Origin of the sequence: Pseudomonas frederiksbergensis, assembly GCF_003732665.1 — a bacterium.
In the GTDB taxonomy this organism is placed as follows: domain Bacteria; phylum Pseudomonadota; class Gammaproteobacteria; order Pseudomonadales; family Pseudomonadaceae; genus Aquipseudomonas; species Aquipseudomonas frederiksbergensis_G.
This window is the reverse complement of record NZ_MOBP01000017.1, coordinates 1-14,463: the sequence shown is the minus strand read 5'-3', so window position 1 is coordinate 14,463 and position 14,463 is coordinate 1. Positions and strand designations below refer to the sequence as shown.

The window sequence follows — 14,463 nt, the reverse complement described above, 5'->3', positions numbered from 1 at the left end:
CTGCTTTTGGCCGAAAGTAGTGTTCCATTCATGCATTAGAAGGGTACGAATATGGGGGCGTTTCGCCAGAAGTATGCGAGCTGACGACGAAGTTTTTTACCACGAATACGGCGCTGCCACAAAAAAGGACCCGTCAGGGCCCTTTTTCAGGTGGTATTGTTTTACTTCTTCAACCATCCCTCGACGACGTCGGCACCGTGTTTTGCTTTCCACTCTTTCAACGCTTTGTTATTCCCGCCCTTGGTTTCGATGACTTCACCTGTATTCGGGTTCTTGTACACCTTGAGTTCGCGTGGTTTGCGTGTGCTAGCGGCCGGAGCTACAGCTTGGCGTCGGACCGAGGTCTGTGGGTCGAGCAAGTTAATGATGTGCTTCAGGCTGAAACCATAGTGATCGAGCAGCTTGCGCAGCTTGGTTTCGAACTCGATTTCTTTCTTCAGTCCATCATCACCTTTCAATGCTTCCAGTGCTAGGAGCTGCTCGGCGAGATGTTTTTCCAGCTGGCGGAATTCTGCGAGTTTGGACATTGTGTTTCCCTTGCTCAGTGTGGTCGTGCGTGGTTATTAAGATAGATTATGCTGGTTACAAGTTCAGCACTATTTTCGGCGATTCAGTTGGCTATCAATGAGCACTATTTCCGCTTTAATCGCGTTGATGGTCAGTGTTTGCGTTTGACTGGTTTTGCCCGCACCCGCGCTTATGATTTTCAGCAGGGCGTTCAGATAAGCTTTCCGAGTTTTGAGGGTGTCAGACCAGCTCGTGCTGTTCTGTAGTGGCTTGTTCATTGTGTTCATCCTTGCGTTGTTCCGGATTGCTCTGATCTTCAAGATGTTGCAGTACCGGCAGACTGTTGAGCTGGACTAAGTCCCGCGCGCTGTATTGACGAGAGCGGTCTATTAGCTCGTGCCATGTCCATAGACCATGGTCTTCGCCTTGCTCAGGCACCGCCAGTTTCATCAGGGCTACCTGATCAAGTTCCAAGAGGTTGTAGTTGGCCCACAACTTGCCACCCACCTCGAACAACGCTTTCGCGGCCTCGTTCCATTGCTCCTCCAGTACCGTCTGCGAGAGCCAGAGGGCGGTGCGTTCTATCCCTTTATGCTTTTCTTGTGCTTCGGCGATGTATTTATCTACGGTGACCAGCTCCTGTTCCAGAGCAGTCATCATCAGTGTTTGCCGACGGTTATGTTCGGCGGCCGCTGTCAGATTCTTCGCCGCCTTTTGGGCATCGGCGTTGGCGGTCTCCTCGCCTTCGGTGTCGCCCCATGCGACGGCCTGCGCGTACGCAGTGGCTGCGTCCGTTTCGGCCTGACGGGCTTTGGCCATGTCCTCAACCGCCTGTTGTTGGATCTGTGCCAGACGGGTGCTGAGGCTCTGGCGCTTTTCGTTTAGCTCCTGCTCATCCGCTTTCCAGTTATCCATCGCCTCGATGTAACCCGCCATCAAGGAATCGCAATTGGCGAGGTTCTCACGGCGACTGATCCGCCGGTCTAATAGGTCAGCATTGAGATCGCGCGATTGGAAATTCCGTTTCAGCTCGTTGTACTTGTCCCGCAGTTCGCGTTTCCGATCCGGCTCGATGGGGTCGTCACTTTCCAGCGCGGCCTCAAGGGGTAGCAGTTCGGCGTGTAGTCGTTCTGCCTCGCTGCGCAGTTGGTCGCGGCGGTCTTTCAGGTCTTGAATATCGTTCATCTGTTTAGTCTCTGTTCAATTCGATTGTGGGTTGGTTGAGTGGCTGGCGAGGCCGGAAATAAGCCGGCGCTACCTCAATCAGCAGAGATGCCCTCAGGCAGCCCGAGCCTCGCTCTCATCCATTCCAGGAATCGTCTTCACGATGTAGCAGCGTTGCTGACCGAGGCCGGGCAGCCGGACCAGACTTGACGCCTTGCCGTCGCTGCTCGGTTCCAATACTCCGCGCTGCAGTAGCTCCTTATTCACGGCGTTGATGTTCATGCCCCGGAAGATCTCCGAGCGCCATGCCTCGGGCAGCACGTAATAGGTGTTGGTGGTGTGCAGCGCATCACCCAGGCCGTGCTCCAGCGTCTTGCGAAAGCCGAGGCGGTCGATGGTGCGCGGGCCGTGTTCGTCGATCTTTGCCGCCGCTGATTCCCAGCGGGTGAAACGGCTTTCGCCGAAGCGCTCGATGACCTGGCGCAGCCGCGCCAAGATCGCATCACCTTCGAAGTTCCCGGCGCCGCCACGCTCGTTCATCCAGGCGTTGAGGCACACGCGAGCGGCGGTGGTGGCGGTCCCGTCGGGCCAGCCAGTGATCCCCATCGCGGTGGCCAGCTCACCCGCTGCGGCCGCGAGACCGAAGCGAGCGGCCGCACGGTGTGCCTGCCCGCTGGCCGAGGCCGGTAGTGATTGGGCGATAAACCCTTCCAGCGTGCGGCGCAGGATGGCGGACCAACCATGACGTTTGCCCGGTTCGCACAACGCCGTGAGGAAGGCGGTGAGCGGAGTTCCGTAATACTTCGCCACCCGTGCCTTGAGCGCGTCAGACAGCGCCGCTGCGTCATCAAAACCGTTGAGCGCGTCAAACATGCCGAGGCCTTTGCTCGCATCGGCCGGAACCGCGAGCATGCGTACTTCCATGCCCGCTTTCAGTTCCTTGTTGGCTTCGGCCATGTGCTGAGCCAGCGTCTTCTCGCCGGTGGAGAGAAACAGCAAGCGCCACTCCTGTACCTGTCGGCCTGCTTGGCCTCGATCATTGGCACGTGCCTTGCCGGTGCCGTTCCCCAGCATGTACACCGTCTCGCCGATGATGCGCGGATCGCACATGCCGATTTCATCCAGCACCAGAAGGCCATCGGAATGCGCGGCAGCGATGGATTCGAGCGCGTTATCCGTGGAGCGCCACGAGCGCACCAGACGCGGCCCGCCGTAGATCGAGGCGGCCACTTGCAGGTGCGTGGTCTTGCCGCCTGAGCTGTCGCCGTACAAGTGGAAACCGCCCGACTCATGGCCGAGCATGTGCAGCAGCGGGCCAGCAAAGGCCACGCTGACGACGAACGCCAATCGATGATTACCGACGCACAGTGCGCCGATTTGCTCCTGCCACTGCTCAAGCGAGCCGGCTTCGCTGATCGGCGGAAGCTGAGAGCCTGCCTCGTAGAAGTGCAGGTGTTCGCTGTGCGCGCCGACCTGTTGCTCGGGCAGCAGAAAGGCGCTGTCGTGCCAGCCTAGGCGGGTAACCAGTCGTGCCCGTTGCGCGCTGTCGAAGCCGCCAAGGTAACTCTGCAGGTCATTGCGTGCATTGCGTCCGGAGCGACTACCGGCGAGACGCAGCCCCATGTCCACCAACGGGCCAAGCACGTCCTTGCCGAAGTCGCCGGTCATGGTGCGCGCCGGTATGTTCCAGCGTTTTTTGGCGCCGTCGGGGTCGTCGAACTCCACCAGTAGGCCCCAGTTCTGGCCTTTGTCGTCGCGGGTACGAGCAAGGATTTCCAGAGGCGAACATACGGGGCGCGCTTCGCCGTCATCGCCCGCATAAAACACACCTTCGGACGTGAGGCGAAAACCACCGGGCATCAGGTCATTTTTCGATTTGGCGGGACGCTTGGTCGGTGCTTTCGTTTTCGCTTCTGGCTTGGCTTCAGTCGGTTCCGTTGCCGGCTGCTCCACAGGCAATCCAAACAATTCACCGCTGCTTTCCAGTTCGGCGAAATGGGCGGCTGTCCAGCCCTTAGCGAGCGCATCGACGGCGTCATCGCCGTCGTTCCATTGACCACCTTTGGTGAAGGTGGCGCAGCCGTTTTTCAGCGTGGGCTTGCGTTTGAACGCGTCTAGCGCGATGGCCCGAACCGAGGCGGTGCCGATTTCACGCAGCTTATTGGCGACGGCTTCCATGCAGGCTTTGCCGCTGGCGTCGTTGTCCGGCCACAACAGCACGTCACGACCCTTGAGCGGCGTCAGGTCGGCCTTGTGCCAGGAGTTGGAACCGTTCGGCCAGCAGGTGGCCACGTAGCCCGGCAGCAATTCAGCGGCGGCGTCGGCGGCTTTCTCGCCCTCGCACAGGGCTACCGGCACGTCAACGCGTTGGGCCAGGTCATCAAGGCGCAGCAGTGGCCGTGGATCGGGCAGACCCTGCCAGCGCCATTGCGTGGTCTGGCCATCGGCCCGCTGACACCATGTCAGGGGCGCAAAGACTTTCTTCGGTTTGCCGTCTTCATCGGGGCCGAGGTCGAAGCGGTAGAGTGCCATGAGTGGCTGGCCTTGTGCATCACGATAGATCCACACCTTGGATGGCGCGCCGTGCTGCCGGTGCTTGGCCGGGCACCTGTTCATGGCCTCGTCCGGGATCGGTTGAATGGCACTCCACTCAGGTGCTTTTGTCTTGGCAGGTGCTGGCTTCGCTTGGGCGGCACCGGGCGATACGTTGAGCAGATCTGCCAGTTTGTTACAGGCCTCGATGTCGGTGCCGCCGTCCAGATAGCGCACCAGATCGATCAGGTCGCCGCCCTTGTCGCCAGTGGCGAAGTCGGACCAGGTGCCCTTGCTCAAACTAATCTTGAGCGAACCGGCGCGTTTATCGCTGCGGGTCGGATTCGGGGCGGTGTATTCCTTACCGCCGTCCACGCGCTTACCGTTGGGCAGCCAGTGCGTCAGGACACGATTAATGTCGTTCAGTGCAGCGGCTTTCACGTCGGCGAAGCTGAGACGTTTTGCGGAGTTGCTCGGGCGTTGGCTCATGCGTCAGCCCTCGGCAAAAACAGCGCATCGTTGATGTCGTCGATCAGGGCTTTGGCCATCTCGCCCAGATACAGAGCTGGCCAACTGAAACGCTCGCCGCTGTCGCTCATGGCGGCATCGAAGTTGAGCTGGTTGGCGTGATGCTGCAGCAGGGAAACCATCTCTAGAGCATCCCCGACTGGTACTCCGGCATTTACCCGGAATAACTTCAAATCGGTGGCATTCACGCGAGTAAAGGTGGCGTGACCCAGCGTGGTGGAAGTGGTCATAGCGCACCGCCTTTCTGCGCAGCCGGAATCGAGGTGCTGTCACCGTGCAAGGCGAGGGTCTTGATCAGGCCAAGAGTGCCGCGTACGTCCCAAAGGACGGCTGCGATCACATGGTTGGCGAGGCGCGAGGATTCGCTTTCGAAGTGATCTTCAAGCAGCATCAGCACCGAATCGGCGCGAGCAATGGCGCAGGTGATAGCGTCGATCGGCACACCAGTTTCTACGGTTGGATTAACGCATAGCAGGTCTTCGGGCAGGGCAAAACTCAGTGCGCTGTTCATTAGGCACCGCCTGCGGTTTCGAGTGCGCGGGCTTTGGCCATGTGAGCGTTGTAACGGGAGAGGCGTGTAGCGAGGCTGGAGTTGGCGTGTAAAGCGGCGAGAGCCATTGCCCGATGGGCTGCGGCGCGAAATTTGGACGGATTGAGAGCAGGCATAGGTGACACTCCAAGTTTGAAGATAGAGCTGCCACTGATCGTCGCCAAACGATTTAAGGTGGCAACTGTGCGCAGGTTGGCGAACCGGGAACTTGGAACCCGGCAGACCCGAAGGTCTCCCACGCACAGCTGCCATAACACGAAACGGCGGGCACAAAAAAAGCGCCTGCTGTCGGTTTGGGCGCCTGTGCGCCAAGTAACTCGGGTCGCCAAACCCGGTCGCTGATTTTGCAGCGACGGTCAGAGAGTAACGTCCGGTTTTCGAAAGTGCAACTGCGTTGATGACTTGCGGTTTTTTCAGGTGCGGCATAAATTGTTCGTGCATGTAGATTTACCTCAACGCCTCCGGATCGCTCCCGGAGGCGTTTTCGTTTCAGGCATGGGCTTCCCAGCGCAGGGACAGGAGGGGCAGGAAGCCACCGCTGAGCATGGATCGTGCGTCTTCGTAGGCTTGCGTTTGCTGGCCTTCGTCGACGATCACGGTTCCGGTCTTTTCGCAGTGGAGGGAGAGGGCGCACCAGGTGCCGTCGGCCCAGCTGAGTACGCTAACGACACGGCCCAGCTTGTCCTGTTGGCTTCGATAGCGCTCAAGGCGCTGCATGAGGCGGGGCGAAAAGCCAATACGACGCAGCACTGAAAATGGCCGCATCACGGCGTAGTCGGCGATCTTTCGACTCATGCTGCCTCCTGTGCGAAGGCAAGCAGCGGCGGCGGTGTTTCGCCTTTGAGCCAAGCCAGTATCTTGCTGTCCTCGGCGCAGCGTCGGCGGTGTTCGACAGCCAGCGAATCACGGCTCTGTGCGAGGCATTCATCCACATACTGGGTCAGATCTGAGGTCAAGCGCATGTCGCGGTGAAGGCGCTCGGTAGCGGTTTTCTCCACGGCGAGACTCTCATCGGTGATGCGTTGCCAGACCGCCGGATCGTTCGCGTACCCCGCTGATTGATCCACCAGCCAGTAGGTGACCCAGTCGGTCATGCCGCGCGATTTCAGCGAGGTGAGGCGGCTTTCACTCATCGCGAAATAGCCGGTGCCGTAGACGCTCGAAAACTCTCTGCGCGCCGCATTTTTACGGATCAGTTCGGGTAATTCCCAAGGATTGGCTTTGAGTGGAAGAACGAGGCCGTCAGGGCTAAAAAAGAACGCTTCCTGTTCCTCGCCATTCCAGCTCACGCCCGCGATGGTGCGATGACGCCAGTTGATTGCTCCTGTTTGATAGAGGCGAAATCCGATGCTGTAGGAGTCGAGAAACGGCCCTTTGAATAGACTGTAGTTGCGCTTCATGCGGCCACCTGGTCACGGGCTTCAATACGACTTTTGACCCAGCTCTGCACTTCAGAAAAAACCCAGGCCACCGGTGCACCACGTGCTGTGCTGTTGCTCAGTTTGACTGGCAGTGGGAAACCACTTTCGGGACACTGCATAAGCTTGTAGATCGTCGAGCGCTTGAGTCCCGTAGCGATCTCAAGACGCGGCATTCTGATGAGGGTGGTGGTGGGGTCAAATGGAGTGGCTAAGTCGGGTACGGCGGAAGTGGAGTCGAAGGGGCTGGCAAGATTTGAGAAGGTTGGAGCGGACAGGTGGGCGAAGTTCTTGGTCATTGGAATTGCTCTCGATTGGTTTGGTCTGACGAGAGCAATGATCTAGGCGTTGAAATGCGGTGAGCAGTTCACTTCCATTTGAAATTTCTGGTTTACACCACCCAGTAGCGTTTCAGTATGGAGTTTACCTGTTTGCGGGTTAGTGCTTTTTCTGTTTCGAGGGGGATCCATTCAGGGCGTTGTTTTATAGGCTTCGCTATTTCCCTTTCAAGCCAGCAATGCGTCGCGGTTGTGACATTCCGATGCGTCATACCCTCCTTCAGCAGGCTCCGAGCATGGTTGACGATAGCGGCGTCACGATCGCTGATTTCCTCATTCCGATCCTTGCCACTGAGCACGCCACCTTTTCGCCTAACTGCGTTCTTGATCGTCTTTACCGCAAAGGGTTGCAACTCGTCATCCTGTAATGATGGCAGGGAGGCGATTGGCTCTAGGTACATCACGTACTGTTCGAGCGCCTCGATACGCTCATCCGAGTTGACCTGCATTTCCATAAACTCGCAGTACAGATCCCAAGGCCAATCCGGTATCTCTGTCGTGTGTGACCAAGCGTCTTGCTCCGCAACTCGCATCCAGTCGCTGAGAACCTCCAGTGCTTTCACCGCACAGGCCATGATGTAGGCCGCATGTGCCTGATCGTCTGTAGCTGATGGGCAGGCACCGTACTGCCTAACCCAATCAGCCAAACGCGCAGAGGTATCGGTTGAGGCGTACTGGAAAACAGCTTCTTCGTGCCTGGTTGTCTGGATGCACAGGGTGTTTAGGTCGCTATTGATATCGTCTGTTTGAATGCGTAAGCAGCACTGATCAATCAGGTGGCAGACGCTCATAACCTGTTCACGACAGAGCGCGTAGAGCGGTTGGGCCGCGAGGAATTCGATCAGGCCTGCTGAGGGCTTAGGGCGTTCGCAGGATTCTTGAATATGGATCAATGTCACGCGAACGATCTCTGTGCCAACTCGACCTGAGCCATCCCACGCCCTGTGTTTCTGCGGCATAACCAGCGTTCCGAGCGTGTTTGCAGACGGTGGAGATGGTTAGCCAGCAGAGGTAATGATGTGCTTTTGGCGTTACACGGATTTGTAGCGTTACACGACGCGTATGCCACCGCTCTCAAGCGTGTTACAGGCGTGAAGCTCAATATATTCAAGGGTTTGGTGTCGCCCGTTACACCAGTAACACGCGTTACACCGTTTTTGGATGGGGTATGGGTAAGGAGACTCATATCACCTTTCCAAATTGGCCTTGCACGACATTGCCAGTGGCTAGCTCATCAAGATGATCTGCGTACCACTGCATCATGACTTTGCGCTGTGGCAAATACACCGCCTTGTTGTAAACGCCTGCTATTCCCTCTTTTACGTGGGAGAGTTGAGCCTCAATGTGGTTCTCATCAAAGCCTTGCTCATTAAGGATCGTGCTCGCGATATGGCGGAAGCCATGGCCTGTCTGCCGGCCCGCGTACCCCAGCCTTCGCAGCGCCATCAGAAAGACGGTATTGCTACGGGGGACGGTTCGATCTTTCCTCCCAGGGAAGAGAAGGGGATAGGCTCCTGTCAGCGTGCGTAGCTCCGTTATCGATTCAATAGCCTGGCGAGATAGAGGCACTACATGCTCGCGACGACGCTTCATTCGCTCGGCTGGAATCGTCCATAGCTTTTTGTTGAGGTCGATCTCTGACCAGCGTGCTTCTCGAATCTCACTCGGGCGTGCCGCTAATAAGGCCAGCAATCGGAGACCTAGACGGACATCCTTCGCGTGAGGGTAAGAGTTGATAGCGCGAAGTAATGCAGGCAACTCTTCTATTGATACGTGTGCATAATTTTCAGCACTGCGCGTCTGTAGAAATTTATTGAGTCCTTCAAGAGGGTTGTGGATCGCTCGGCCTGTCACGCGTGCCAAGTCGTAGATCTCTTTGCAGAAGGCCCGAACTCTGCCCATTTGCTCAATGATCCCTTTCTGCTCCATGCCGCGCAGAAACTCCATCCATTCAAGGGGAAGTATTTCTGTGTAAATGCGTTTGCCGAAAACAGGGAACACGTGAAGCTCCAGGGCGCCAAGGACTCGACGAGACGTGCCGGCTTCCCAGCTCGAGCGCCTAGCCTCAAACCATTCGCGCCCTAACGCTTCGAAAGTGTTGTTGGCAGCCACCCTGTCAGTAATTTTGCGAGCCTGCTTACTGACTAAAGGATTTTTACCAGTCGATGCGTCATCTCGCAGTTGCGCCGCCTTCTGCCTGGCGAGCGAGCCACTGATTTCGGGGTAACCGCCTAGGCCCAGCCAGGACCATTTCCCATCTGGCTTTTTGTAGCGCAACTCCCACGACTTCTGCCCATTTGCCTTGACCCGAAAATACAAGCCGTTGCCGTCTTGCTCCCGATACGTCGCACTCTCTGGCTCCAAGCTTGCAAGAGTAGTGTCAGCCAGTGGGCGGCGTTTGATTTCAGTACGCTTCACTGCGTGTATGCCTCCAGTTCAATGAATCTCAAAGCATACACGTGGGCATACACGGCGTGAAGTTATAGGGGTAGACAGGGATGGATAGCCAGAAACAAGAAAGCCCGCACGGGGCGGGCTTCTTGAGGTGTTTCGTAGACTGTCTGAGACAGGTCTAGACTGCTATATGGTGCACCAGGCGGGATTCGAACCCACGACCACTGCCTTCGGAGGGCAGTACTCTATCCAGCTGAGCTACTGGTGCAAGCGGGCGCCATGATACTCATAAGCGTTGCGGGCGTCCATGCTGCTGAATCGCCTGTGTTTTTCCAAGCTGTAACAGCCGTTTGCTACGTTGATCAGAAAAAATCCGCAAATGCGCCGTTTTCGTTCTTTTTTTCGAACGCCCTATTGTCCTTTCCCGGCATTGATCCTAGGATTCGTTCGAGATTTCAAACGCTCTTGTCTGGGTGCTGAACCGCACGAGTCCAATCCGTGCGCTATTTATGTGCTTCAGCCCGGTGAATGATTTCCCTGACGGCAGCCTTCGAGGCGCCTTTCTACAATCATAATTCGCTCCGCGCTGGTCGCGGTGCTGTTAAGGAAAGCCGACATGCAGCTTAAAGACACCCAGTTGTTCCGCCAGCAAGCCTTTATCGATGGCGCTTGGGTCGATGCGGACAATGGTCAGACGATCAAGGTCAATAACCCGGCAACGGGCGAAATTCTGGGCACTGTGCCGAAGATGGGCGCTGCCGAAACCCGCCGTGCAATCGAAGCTGCTGACAAAGCGCTGCCGGCCTGGCGTGCTCTGACCGCCAAGGACCGTGCGAACAAGCTGCGTCGTTGGTTCGAGCTGATTATCGAGAACCAGGACGATCTGGCTCGCCTGATGACCCTCGAGCAAGGCAAGCCATTGGCCGAGGCCAAGGGTGAAATCGTTTACGCCGCTTCCTTTATTGAGTGGTTCGCGGAAGAAGCCAAGCGCGTCTACGGTGATGTGATTCCGGGCCACCAGCCAGACAAGCGCCTGATCGTGATCAAGCAGCCTATCGGCGTGACCGCTGCGATCACCCCGTGGAACTTCCCGGCCGCGATGATCACCCGTAAGGCCGGCCCAGCACTGGCTGCCGGTTGCACCATGGTGCTCAAGCCTGCTTCGCAAACCCCTTTCTCCGCATTCGCTTTGGCTGAACTGGCCCAGCGTGCCGGCATTCCGAACGGTGTGTTCAGCGTGGTGTCTGGCAGCGCCGGCGACATCGGCAGCGAGCTGACCAGCAACCCGATCGTGCGTAAGTTGTCGTTCACTGGCTCGACCGAAATCGGTCGTCAGTTGATGGCTGAATGCGCCAAGGACATCAAGAAAGTGTCCCTGGAACTGGGCGGCAACGCGCCGTTCATCGTGTTCGACGACGCGGACCTGGATAAGGCCGTCGAAGGCGCGATCATTTCCAAATACCGCAACAACGGCCAGACCTGCGTCTGCGCCAACCGTCTGTACATTCAGGATTCGGTTTACGACGCGTTCGCCGAGAAGCTGAAAGTGGCTGTGGCCAAGCTCAAGATCGGCAACGGTCTGGAAGAAGGCACCACCACTGGCCCGCTGATCGACGAAAAAGCCGTGGCCAAGGTTCAAGAGCACATTGCTGACGCGATCAGCAAAGGCGCGACCGTTCTGTCCGGTGGCAAGGTCATGGAAGGCAACTTCTTCGAGCCGACCATTCTGGTCAACGTGCCGAAGAACGCTGCGGTGGCCAAGGAAGAAACCTTCGGCCCACTGGCGCCGCTGTTCCGCTTTAAAGACGAAGCCGAAGTGATCGCGATGTCCAACGACACCGAGTTTGGTCTGGCTTCGTACTTCTATGCCCGTGACCTGGGCCGTGTGTTCCGTGTGGCTGAAGCCCTGGAATACGGCATGGTCGGCGTCAACACCGGGTTGATCTCCAACGAAGTCGCGCCGTTCGGCGGCATCAAGGCATCGGGCCTGGGCCGTGAAGGCTCCAAGTACGGCATCGAAGATTACCTGGAAATCAAATACCTCTGCCTGGGCATCTAAGCTCGTAAGACAAGAGCCGGGCAAGGCATTGCTTCAAGCGGAAAGGGCACGAGAGCGCTGTCCCTTTCTGCGTTTCAAATGGAATTTTCTCTGTGGCCGGGAAAGCTGTGGCAGTCGATCATCGCATGCTGCCGTAGTTGCCTCCCCGCCGCATTTTCCTTGAACTACGCCGCCCGATGAGCGGTGAATGAGGACTTTATGAGCAAGACTAACGCATCCCTGATGAAACGCCGCGAAGCCGCTGTACCACGCGGTGTTGGCCAGATTCACCCGATCTTCGCCGAGTCCGCGAAGAACGCCACCGTGACCGACGTTGAAGGTCGCGAGTTCATCGACTTCGCCGGCGGTATCGCCGTGTTGAACACCGGTCACCTACACCCGAAAATCATCGCCGCCGTGACCGCGCAGCTGAACAAGCTGACGCACACCTGCTTCCAGGTGCTGGCCTACGAGCCGTACGTTGAGCTGTGCGAAAAAATTAACGACAAGGTGCCAGGTGATTTCGCCAAGAAAACCCTGTTGGTGACCACCGGTTCCGAAGCCGTGGAAAACGCCGTGAAAATCGCCCGTGCCGCCACTGGCCGCGCCGGCGTGATCGCGTTCACCGGCGCTTACCACGGTCGCACCATGATGACCCTGGGCCTGACCGGTAAAGTCGTGCCTTACTCGGCCGGCATGGGCTTGATGCCAGGCGGCATCTTCCGTGCGCTGTACCCGAACGAACTGCACGGTGTGAGCGTCGACGACTCGATCGCCAGCATCGAACGCATCTTCAAGAACGACGCCGAGCCGCGTGACATCGCTGCGATCATCATCGAGCCGGTTCAGGGCGAAGGCGGTTTCTACGTCGCGCCTAAAGAGTTCATGAAGCGTCTGCGTGCCCTGTGCGACCAGCACGGCATCCTGTTGATCGCTGACGAAGTGCAAACCGGCGCTGGCCGTACCGGCACTTTCTTCGCCATGGAACAGATGGGCGTTGCAGCCGACCTGACCACCTTCGCCAAATCCATCGCTGGCGGCTTCCCGCTCGCCGGTGTGTGCGGCAAGGCTGAATACATGGACGCCATTGCTCCAGGCGGCCTGGGCGGCACCTACGCCGGTAGCCCGATCGCTTGCGCCGCGGCCCTGGCCGTGATGGAAGTGTTCGAAGAAGAACACCTGCTGGACCGTTGCAAGGCAGTCGGCGAGCGTCTGGTGACTGGCCTCAAAGCCATCCAGGCCAAGTACCCGGTGATCGGCGAAGTCCGTGCCCTGGGCGCGATGATCGCGGTCGAGCTGTTCGTCGATGGCGACAGCCACAAGCCGAACGCTGCCGCCGTGGCATCGGTTGTGGCCAAGGCCCGCGACAAGGGTCTGATCCTGCTGTCCTGCGGCACCTACGGCAACGTTCTGCGCGTCCTCGTACCGCTGACTTCGCCGGACGAGCAACTGGACAAAGGCCTTGCGATCATCGAAGAGTGCTTCTCGGAACTCTGATTGCAAGTGTGACCTGATCGACAAAAAAACCCGCTTCGGCGGGTTTTTTCGTGTCCGCGGAACACATCGTGCTGTATCGAATGGCCAGCATTGACTAAGGTTCATGCATTGCCGTTGGAGTGAACGAATGACCGCTGTGGTGTTACCCGCTGTTCCGCGAGTGCTGATTGCCGAGGCCGACCCCTGGTCCCGCGATCTGCTCAAGCAGGTGTTGTTGAATGTGCGTTGCGACGCACGGCTGGACCTGTGTGCCGACGGCCAGCAAGCCTTGGAGCTGCTGTCGCAGGTGCCTTACGACTTAGTGATCGTCGACTGGGAACTGCCCGGTGTCGATGGCCTGAACGTGTTGCGCAGCGTCCGTCAGCGCAAACGCAATCCACCGTTGCCGTTCATCCTGATGAGCAGCCGTAACGACAGCGCCAGCGTGCGCGAAGCCTTGCCCCTGGCGCCGACGGCGTACCTCACCAAACCCCTGGATATGGAAGGCCTGACTCACCGTTTGCAGGATTTGCTGCTCAATGCCGGTGAAGAGGTGTCGTGCGAGGTGCCGTCATTGGCGCCGGGCATGACCTTGTCGGTGTTTCTGGAGCGCCGCCGGGAGCAGACCGACGGTGCGCCGCTGATGACCGACGTGCAGTTGGCGGTCAAACGCAGCCTTAACCCCGATGGCCTCGACCTGACGTTGCTGGAAGGCGAGATTCGCAATGATCCGCAAATTACCGCCGTGTTGATCGCCGCTGCCAACAGTGCGGCCCAGCATCATGGCGCTGGCGTGCAAACCCTGTCCCAGGCACTGCATCGCCTGGGCACTGCGCAAAGCATGAACCTGATTCTGGGCCTGGCCCTCAAACGTTGCGCACGGCTCAGTGATCCGCTGCTGGCCGACTATGCCGAACGCTATTGGGACCTGTCGCTGCGCACCGCTGAATATGGCCGGACCCTGGCGCGTTTGCTGGACCTGGACCAGGAGCGCTGCTATTGCGCCGGGATGCTGCATCGTCTGGGCGATCTGGCCTTGCTGCGTTGCTTGCAGGAGTGGAAGCAGGCTGGTGGTGAGCTGGATGAGTGGGAAGAGATCGGCGATGCGCTGGCCGAGTTCGGCGCGGGCTATGGCTCGGCATTGCGCACCCGCTGGCGTCTGCCGCTGGAGTTGCGAGAGCTGATTGCGGCGGTCTACCAGCTCGGTGGCGGGGTTTACTCCCGCGAAGCGCTGGTGATGAACATGGCCGCGCAACTGGCGCGCCTGACCGAGCATGAGGGCATTGAGGCACTGGCCAAGAGCCGGACGGCGCGGTTGCTCAAGATCGGCTTGCCGGAATTGATGCGACTGCGCAAAAAGTAGCCAACACACTAATACCCTGTGGGAGCGGGCTTGCTCGCGAAGGCGTCGTGTCAGGCAACATCAATGTCGACTGACACGACGCCTTCGCGAGCAAGCCCGCTCCCACATTAGATTTGTGTTGGGCCGTCAGGCGGGGATGATTCGATTTTTTGCCT

The 14,463-nt window shown here is 58.3% G+C and carries 14 protein-coding genes and 1 tRNA gene; 3 read left to right on the top strand and 12 right to left on the bottom strand.

The annotated features are described in order from the left end of the window. Nucleotides 1-161 precede the first annotated feature (161 nt). The 12 genes from BK665_RS25865 to BK665_RS25810 all read right to left on the bottom strand — a co-directional run bounded on the left by BK665_RS25865 (nt 162) and on the right by BK665_RS25810 (nt 9,699). Nucleotides 162-527, bottom strand: coding sequence for a histone-like nucleoid-structuring protein, MvaT/MvaU family (locus tag BK665_RS25865; protein ID WP_123409384.1), 366 nt, complete (start codon nt 525-527; stop codon nt 162-164). A 69-nt stretch (nt 528-596) separates the two neighbouring features. After that, nucleotides 597-785, bottom strand: a complete 189-nt coding sequence (locus BK665_RS25860; RefSeq protein WP_123409383.1) for a hypothetical protein — start codon at nt 783-785, stop codon at nt 597-599. Further along, the gene (locus BK665_RS25855; protein ID WP_123409382.1) at nt 748-1,692 is read right to left on the bottom strand and encodes a chromosome segregation protein SMC; all 945 of its coding nucleotides are present in this window, start codon (nt 1,690-1,692) and stop codon (nt 748-750) included. Before BK665_RS25855 ends, BK665_RS25860 begins: the two co-directional genes overlap by 38 nt. Nucleotides 1,693-1,785: 93 nt before the next feature. After that, the gene (locus tag BK665_RS25850; protein ID WP_123409381.1) at nt 1,786-4,692 is read right to left on the bottom strand and encodes a DUF927 domain-containing protein; all 2,907 of its coding nucleotides are present in this window, start codon (nt 4,690-4,692) and stop codon (nt 1,786-1,788) included. Beyond that, nucleotides 4,689-4,961, bottom strand: a complete 273-nt coding sequence (locus BK665_RS25845) for a DUF3077 domain-containing protein (protein WP_123409380.1) — start codon at nt 4,959-4,961, stop codon at nt 4,689-4,691. Before BK665_RS25845 ends, BK665_RS25850 begins: the two co-directional genes overlap by 4 nt. Beyond that, nucleotides 4,958-5,242 (bottom strand): hypothetical protein, encoded by a 285-nt coding sequence (locus BK665_RS25840; RefSeq protein ID WP_123409379.1) that lies wholly within the window; start codon nt 5,240-5,242, stop codon nt 4,958-4,960. The genes BK665_RS25845 and BK665_RS25840 overlap by 4 nt, the downstream gene beginning before the upstream one ends. Before the next feature lie 528 nt (nt 5,243-5,770). After that, nucleotides 5,771-6,076 carry a hypothetical protein gene (locus BK665_RS25835; RefSeq protein ID WP_123409378.1) on the bottom strand — a complete coding sequence of 102 codons (306 nt, stop codon included), beginning with the start codon at nt 6,074-6,076 and terminating at the stop codon, nt 5,771-5,773. Next, nucleotides 6,073-6,681: a hypothetical protein gene (locus BK665_RS25830; protein ID WP_123409377.1), complete on the bottom strand. Its 609-nt coding sequence runs from the start codon at nt 6,679-6,681 to the stop codon at nt 6,073-6,075. Before BK665_RS25830 ends, BK665_RS25835 begins: the two co-directional genes overlap by 4 nt. Next, a complete protein-coding gene (locus BK665_RS25825; RefSeq protein WP_123409376.1) occupies nt 6,678-6,998 on the bottom strand; it encodes a helix-turn-helix transcriptional regulator in 321 nt (106 codons plus the stop codon). The genes BK665_RS25830 and BK665_RS25825 overlap by 4 nt, the downstream gene beginning before the upstream one ends. Before the next feature lie 92 nt (nt 6,999-7,090). After that, nucleotides 7,091-7,936, bottom strand: a complete 846-nt coding sequence (locus BK665_RS25820) for a hypothetical protein (RefSeq protein ID WP_123409441.1) — start codon at nt 7,934-7,936, stop codon at nt 7,091-7,093. A gap of 283 nt (nt 7,937-8,219) precedes the next feature. After that, entirely contained in the window at nt 8,220-9,455 is a 1,236-nt protein-coding gene (locus BK665_RS25815) for a tyrosine-type recombinase/integrase (RefSeq protein WP_123409375.1), read from the bottom strand. Nucleotides 9,456-9,622: 167 nt separating this feature from the next. Further along, nucleotides 9,623-9,699: transfer RNA gene (locus BK665_RS25810), tRNA-Arg, on the bottom strand. Between the two features lie 348 nt (nt 9,700-10,047). Between BK665_RS25810 and gabD the strand changes: the two genes are divergently transcribed. From gabD to BK665_RS25795, 3 genes are all read left to right on the top strand, one after another. Beyond that, the gene (gene gabD, locus BK665_RS25805; RefSeq protein WP_123409374.1) at nt 10,048-11,490 is read left to right on the top strand and encodes an NADP-dependent succinate-semialdehyde dehydrogenase; all 1,443 of its coding nucleotides are present in this window, start codon (nt 10,048-10,050) and stop codon (nt 11,488-11,490) included. Between the two features lie 198 nt (nt 11,491-11,688). Then, a complete protein-coding gene (gene gabT / locus BK665_RS25800; RefSeq protein WP_123409373.1) occupies nt 11,689-12,966 on the top strand; it encodes a 4-aminobutyrate--2-oxoglutarate transaminase in 1,278 nt (425 codons plus the stop codon). Nucleotides 12,967-13,093: 127 nt separating this feature from the next. Beyond that, a complete protein-coding gene (locus BK665_RS25795; RefSeq protein ID WP_123409372.1) occupies nt 13,094-14,308 on the top strand; it encodes a response regulator in 1,215 nt (404 codons plus the stop codon). The last annotated feature ends 155 nt before the right edge of the window (nt 14,309-14,463 follow it).

Coding starts and splice junctions, on each gene's coding strand:
- BK665_RS25865 (WP_123409384.1), bottom strand. CDS start 527: ATGTCCAAACTCGCAGAATTCCGCCAGCTGGAAAAACATCTCGCCGAG.
- BK665_RS25860 (WP_123409383.1), bottom strand. CDS start 785: ATGAACAAGCCACTACAGAACAGCACGAGCTGGTCTGACACCCTCAAA.
- BK665_RS25855 (WP_123409382.1), bottom strand. CDS start 1,692: ATGAACGATATTCAAGACCTGAAAGACCGCCGCGACCAACTGCGCAGC.
- BK665_RS25850 (WP_123409381.1), bottom strand. CDS start 4,692: ATGAGCCAACGCCCGAGCAACTCCGCAAAACGTCTCAGCTTCGCCGAC.
- BK665_RS25845 (WP_123409380.1), bottom strand. CDS start 4,961: ATGACCACTTCCACCACGCTGGGTCACGCCACCTTTACTCGCGTGAAT.
- BK665_RS25840 (WP_123409379.1), bottom strand. CDS start 5,242: ATGAACAGCGCACTGAGTTTTGCCCTGCCCGAAGACCTGCTATGCGTT.
- BK665_RS25835 (WP_123409378.1), bottom strand. CDS start 6,076: ATGAGTCGAAAGATCGCCGACTACGCCGTGATGCGGCCATTTTCAGTG.
- BK665_RS25830 (WP_123409377.1), bottom strand. CDS start 6,681: ATGAAGCGCAACTACAGTCTATTCAAAGGGCCGTTTCTCGACTCCTAC.
- BK665_RS25825 (WP_123409376.1), bottom strand. CDS start 6,998: ATGACCAAGAACTTCGCCCACCTGTCCGCTCCAACCTTCTCAAATCTT.
- gabD (WP_123409374.1), top strand. CDS start 10,048: ATGCAGCTTAAAGACACCCAGTTGTTCCGCCAGCAAGCCTTTATCGAT.
- gabT (WP_123409373.1), top strand. CDS start 11,689: ATGAGCAAGACTAACGCATCCCTGATGAAACGCCGCGAAGCCGCTGTA.
- BK665_RS25795 (WP_123409372.1), top strand. CDS start 13,094: ATGACCGCTGTGGTGTTACCCGCTGTTCCGCGAGTGCTGATTGCCGAG.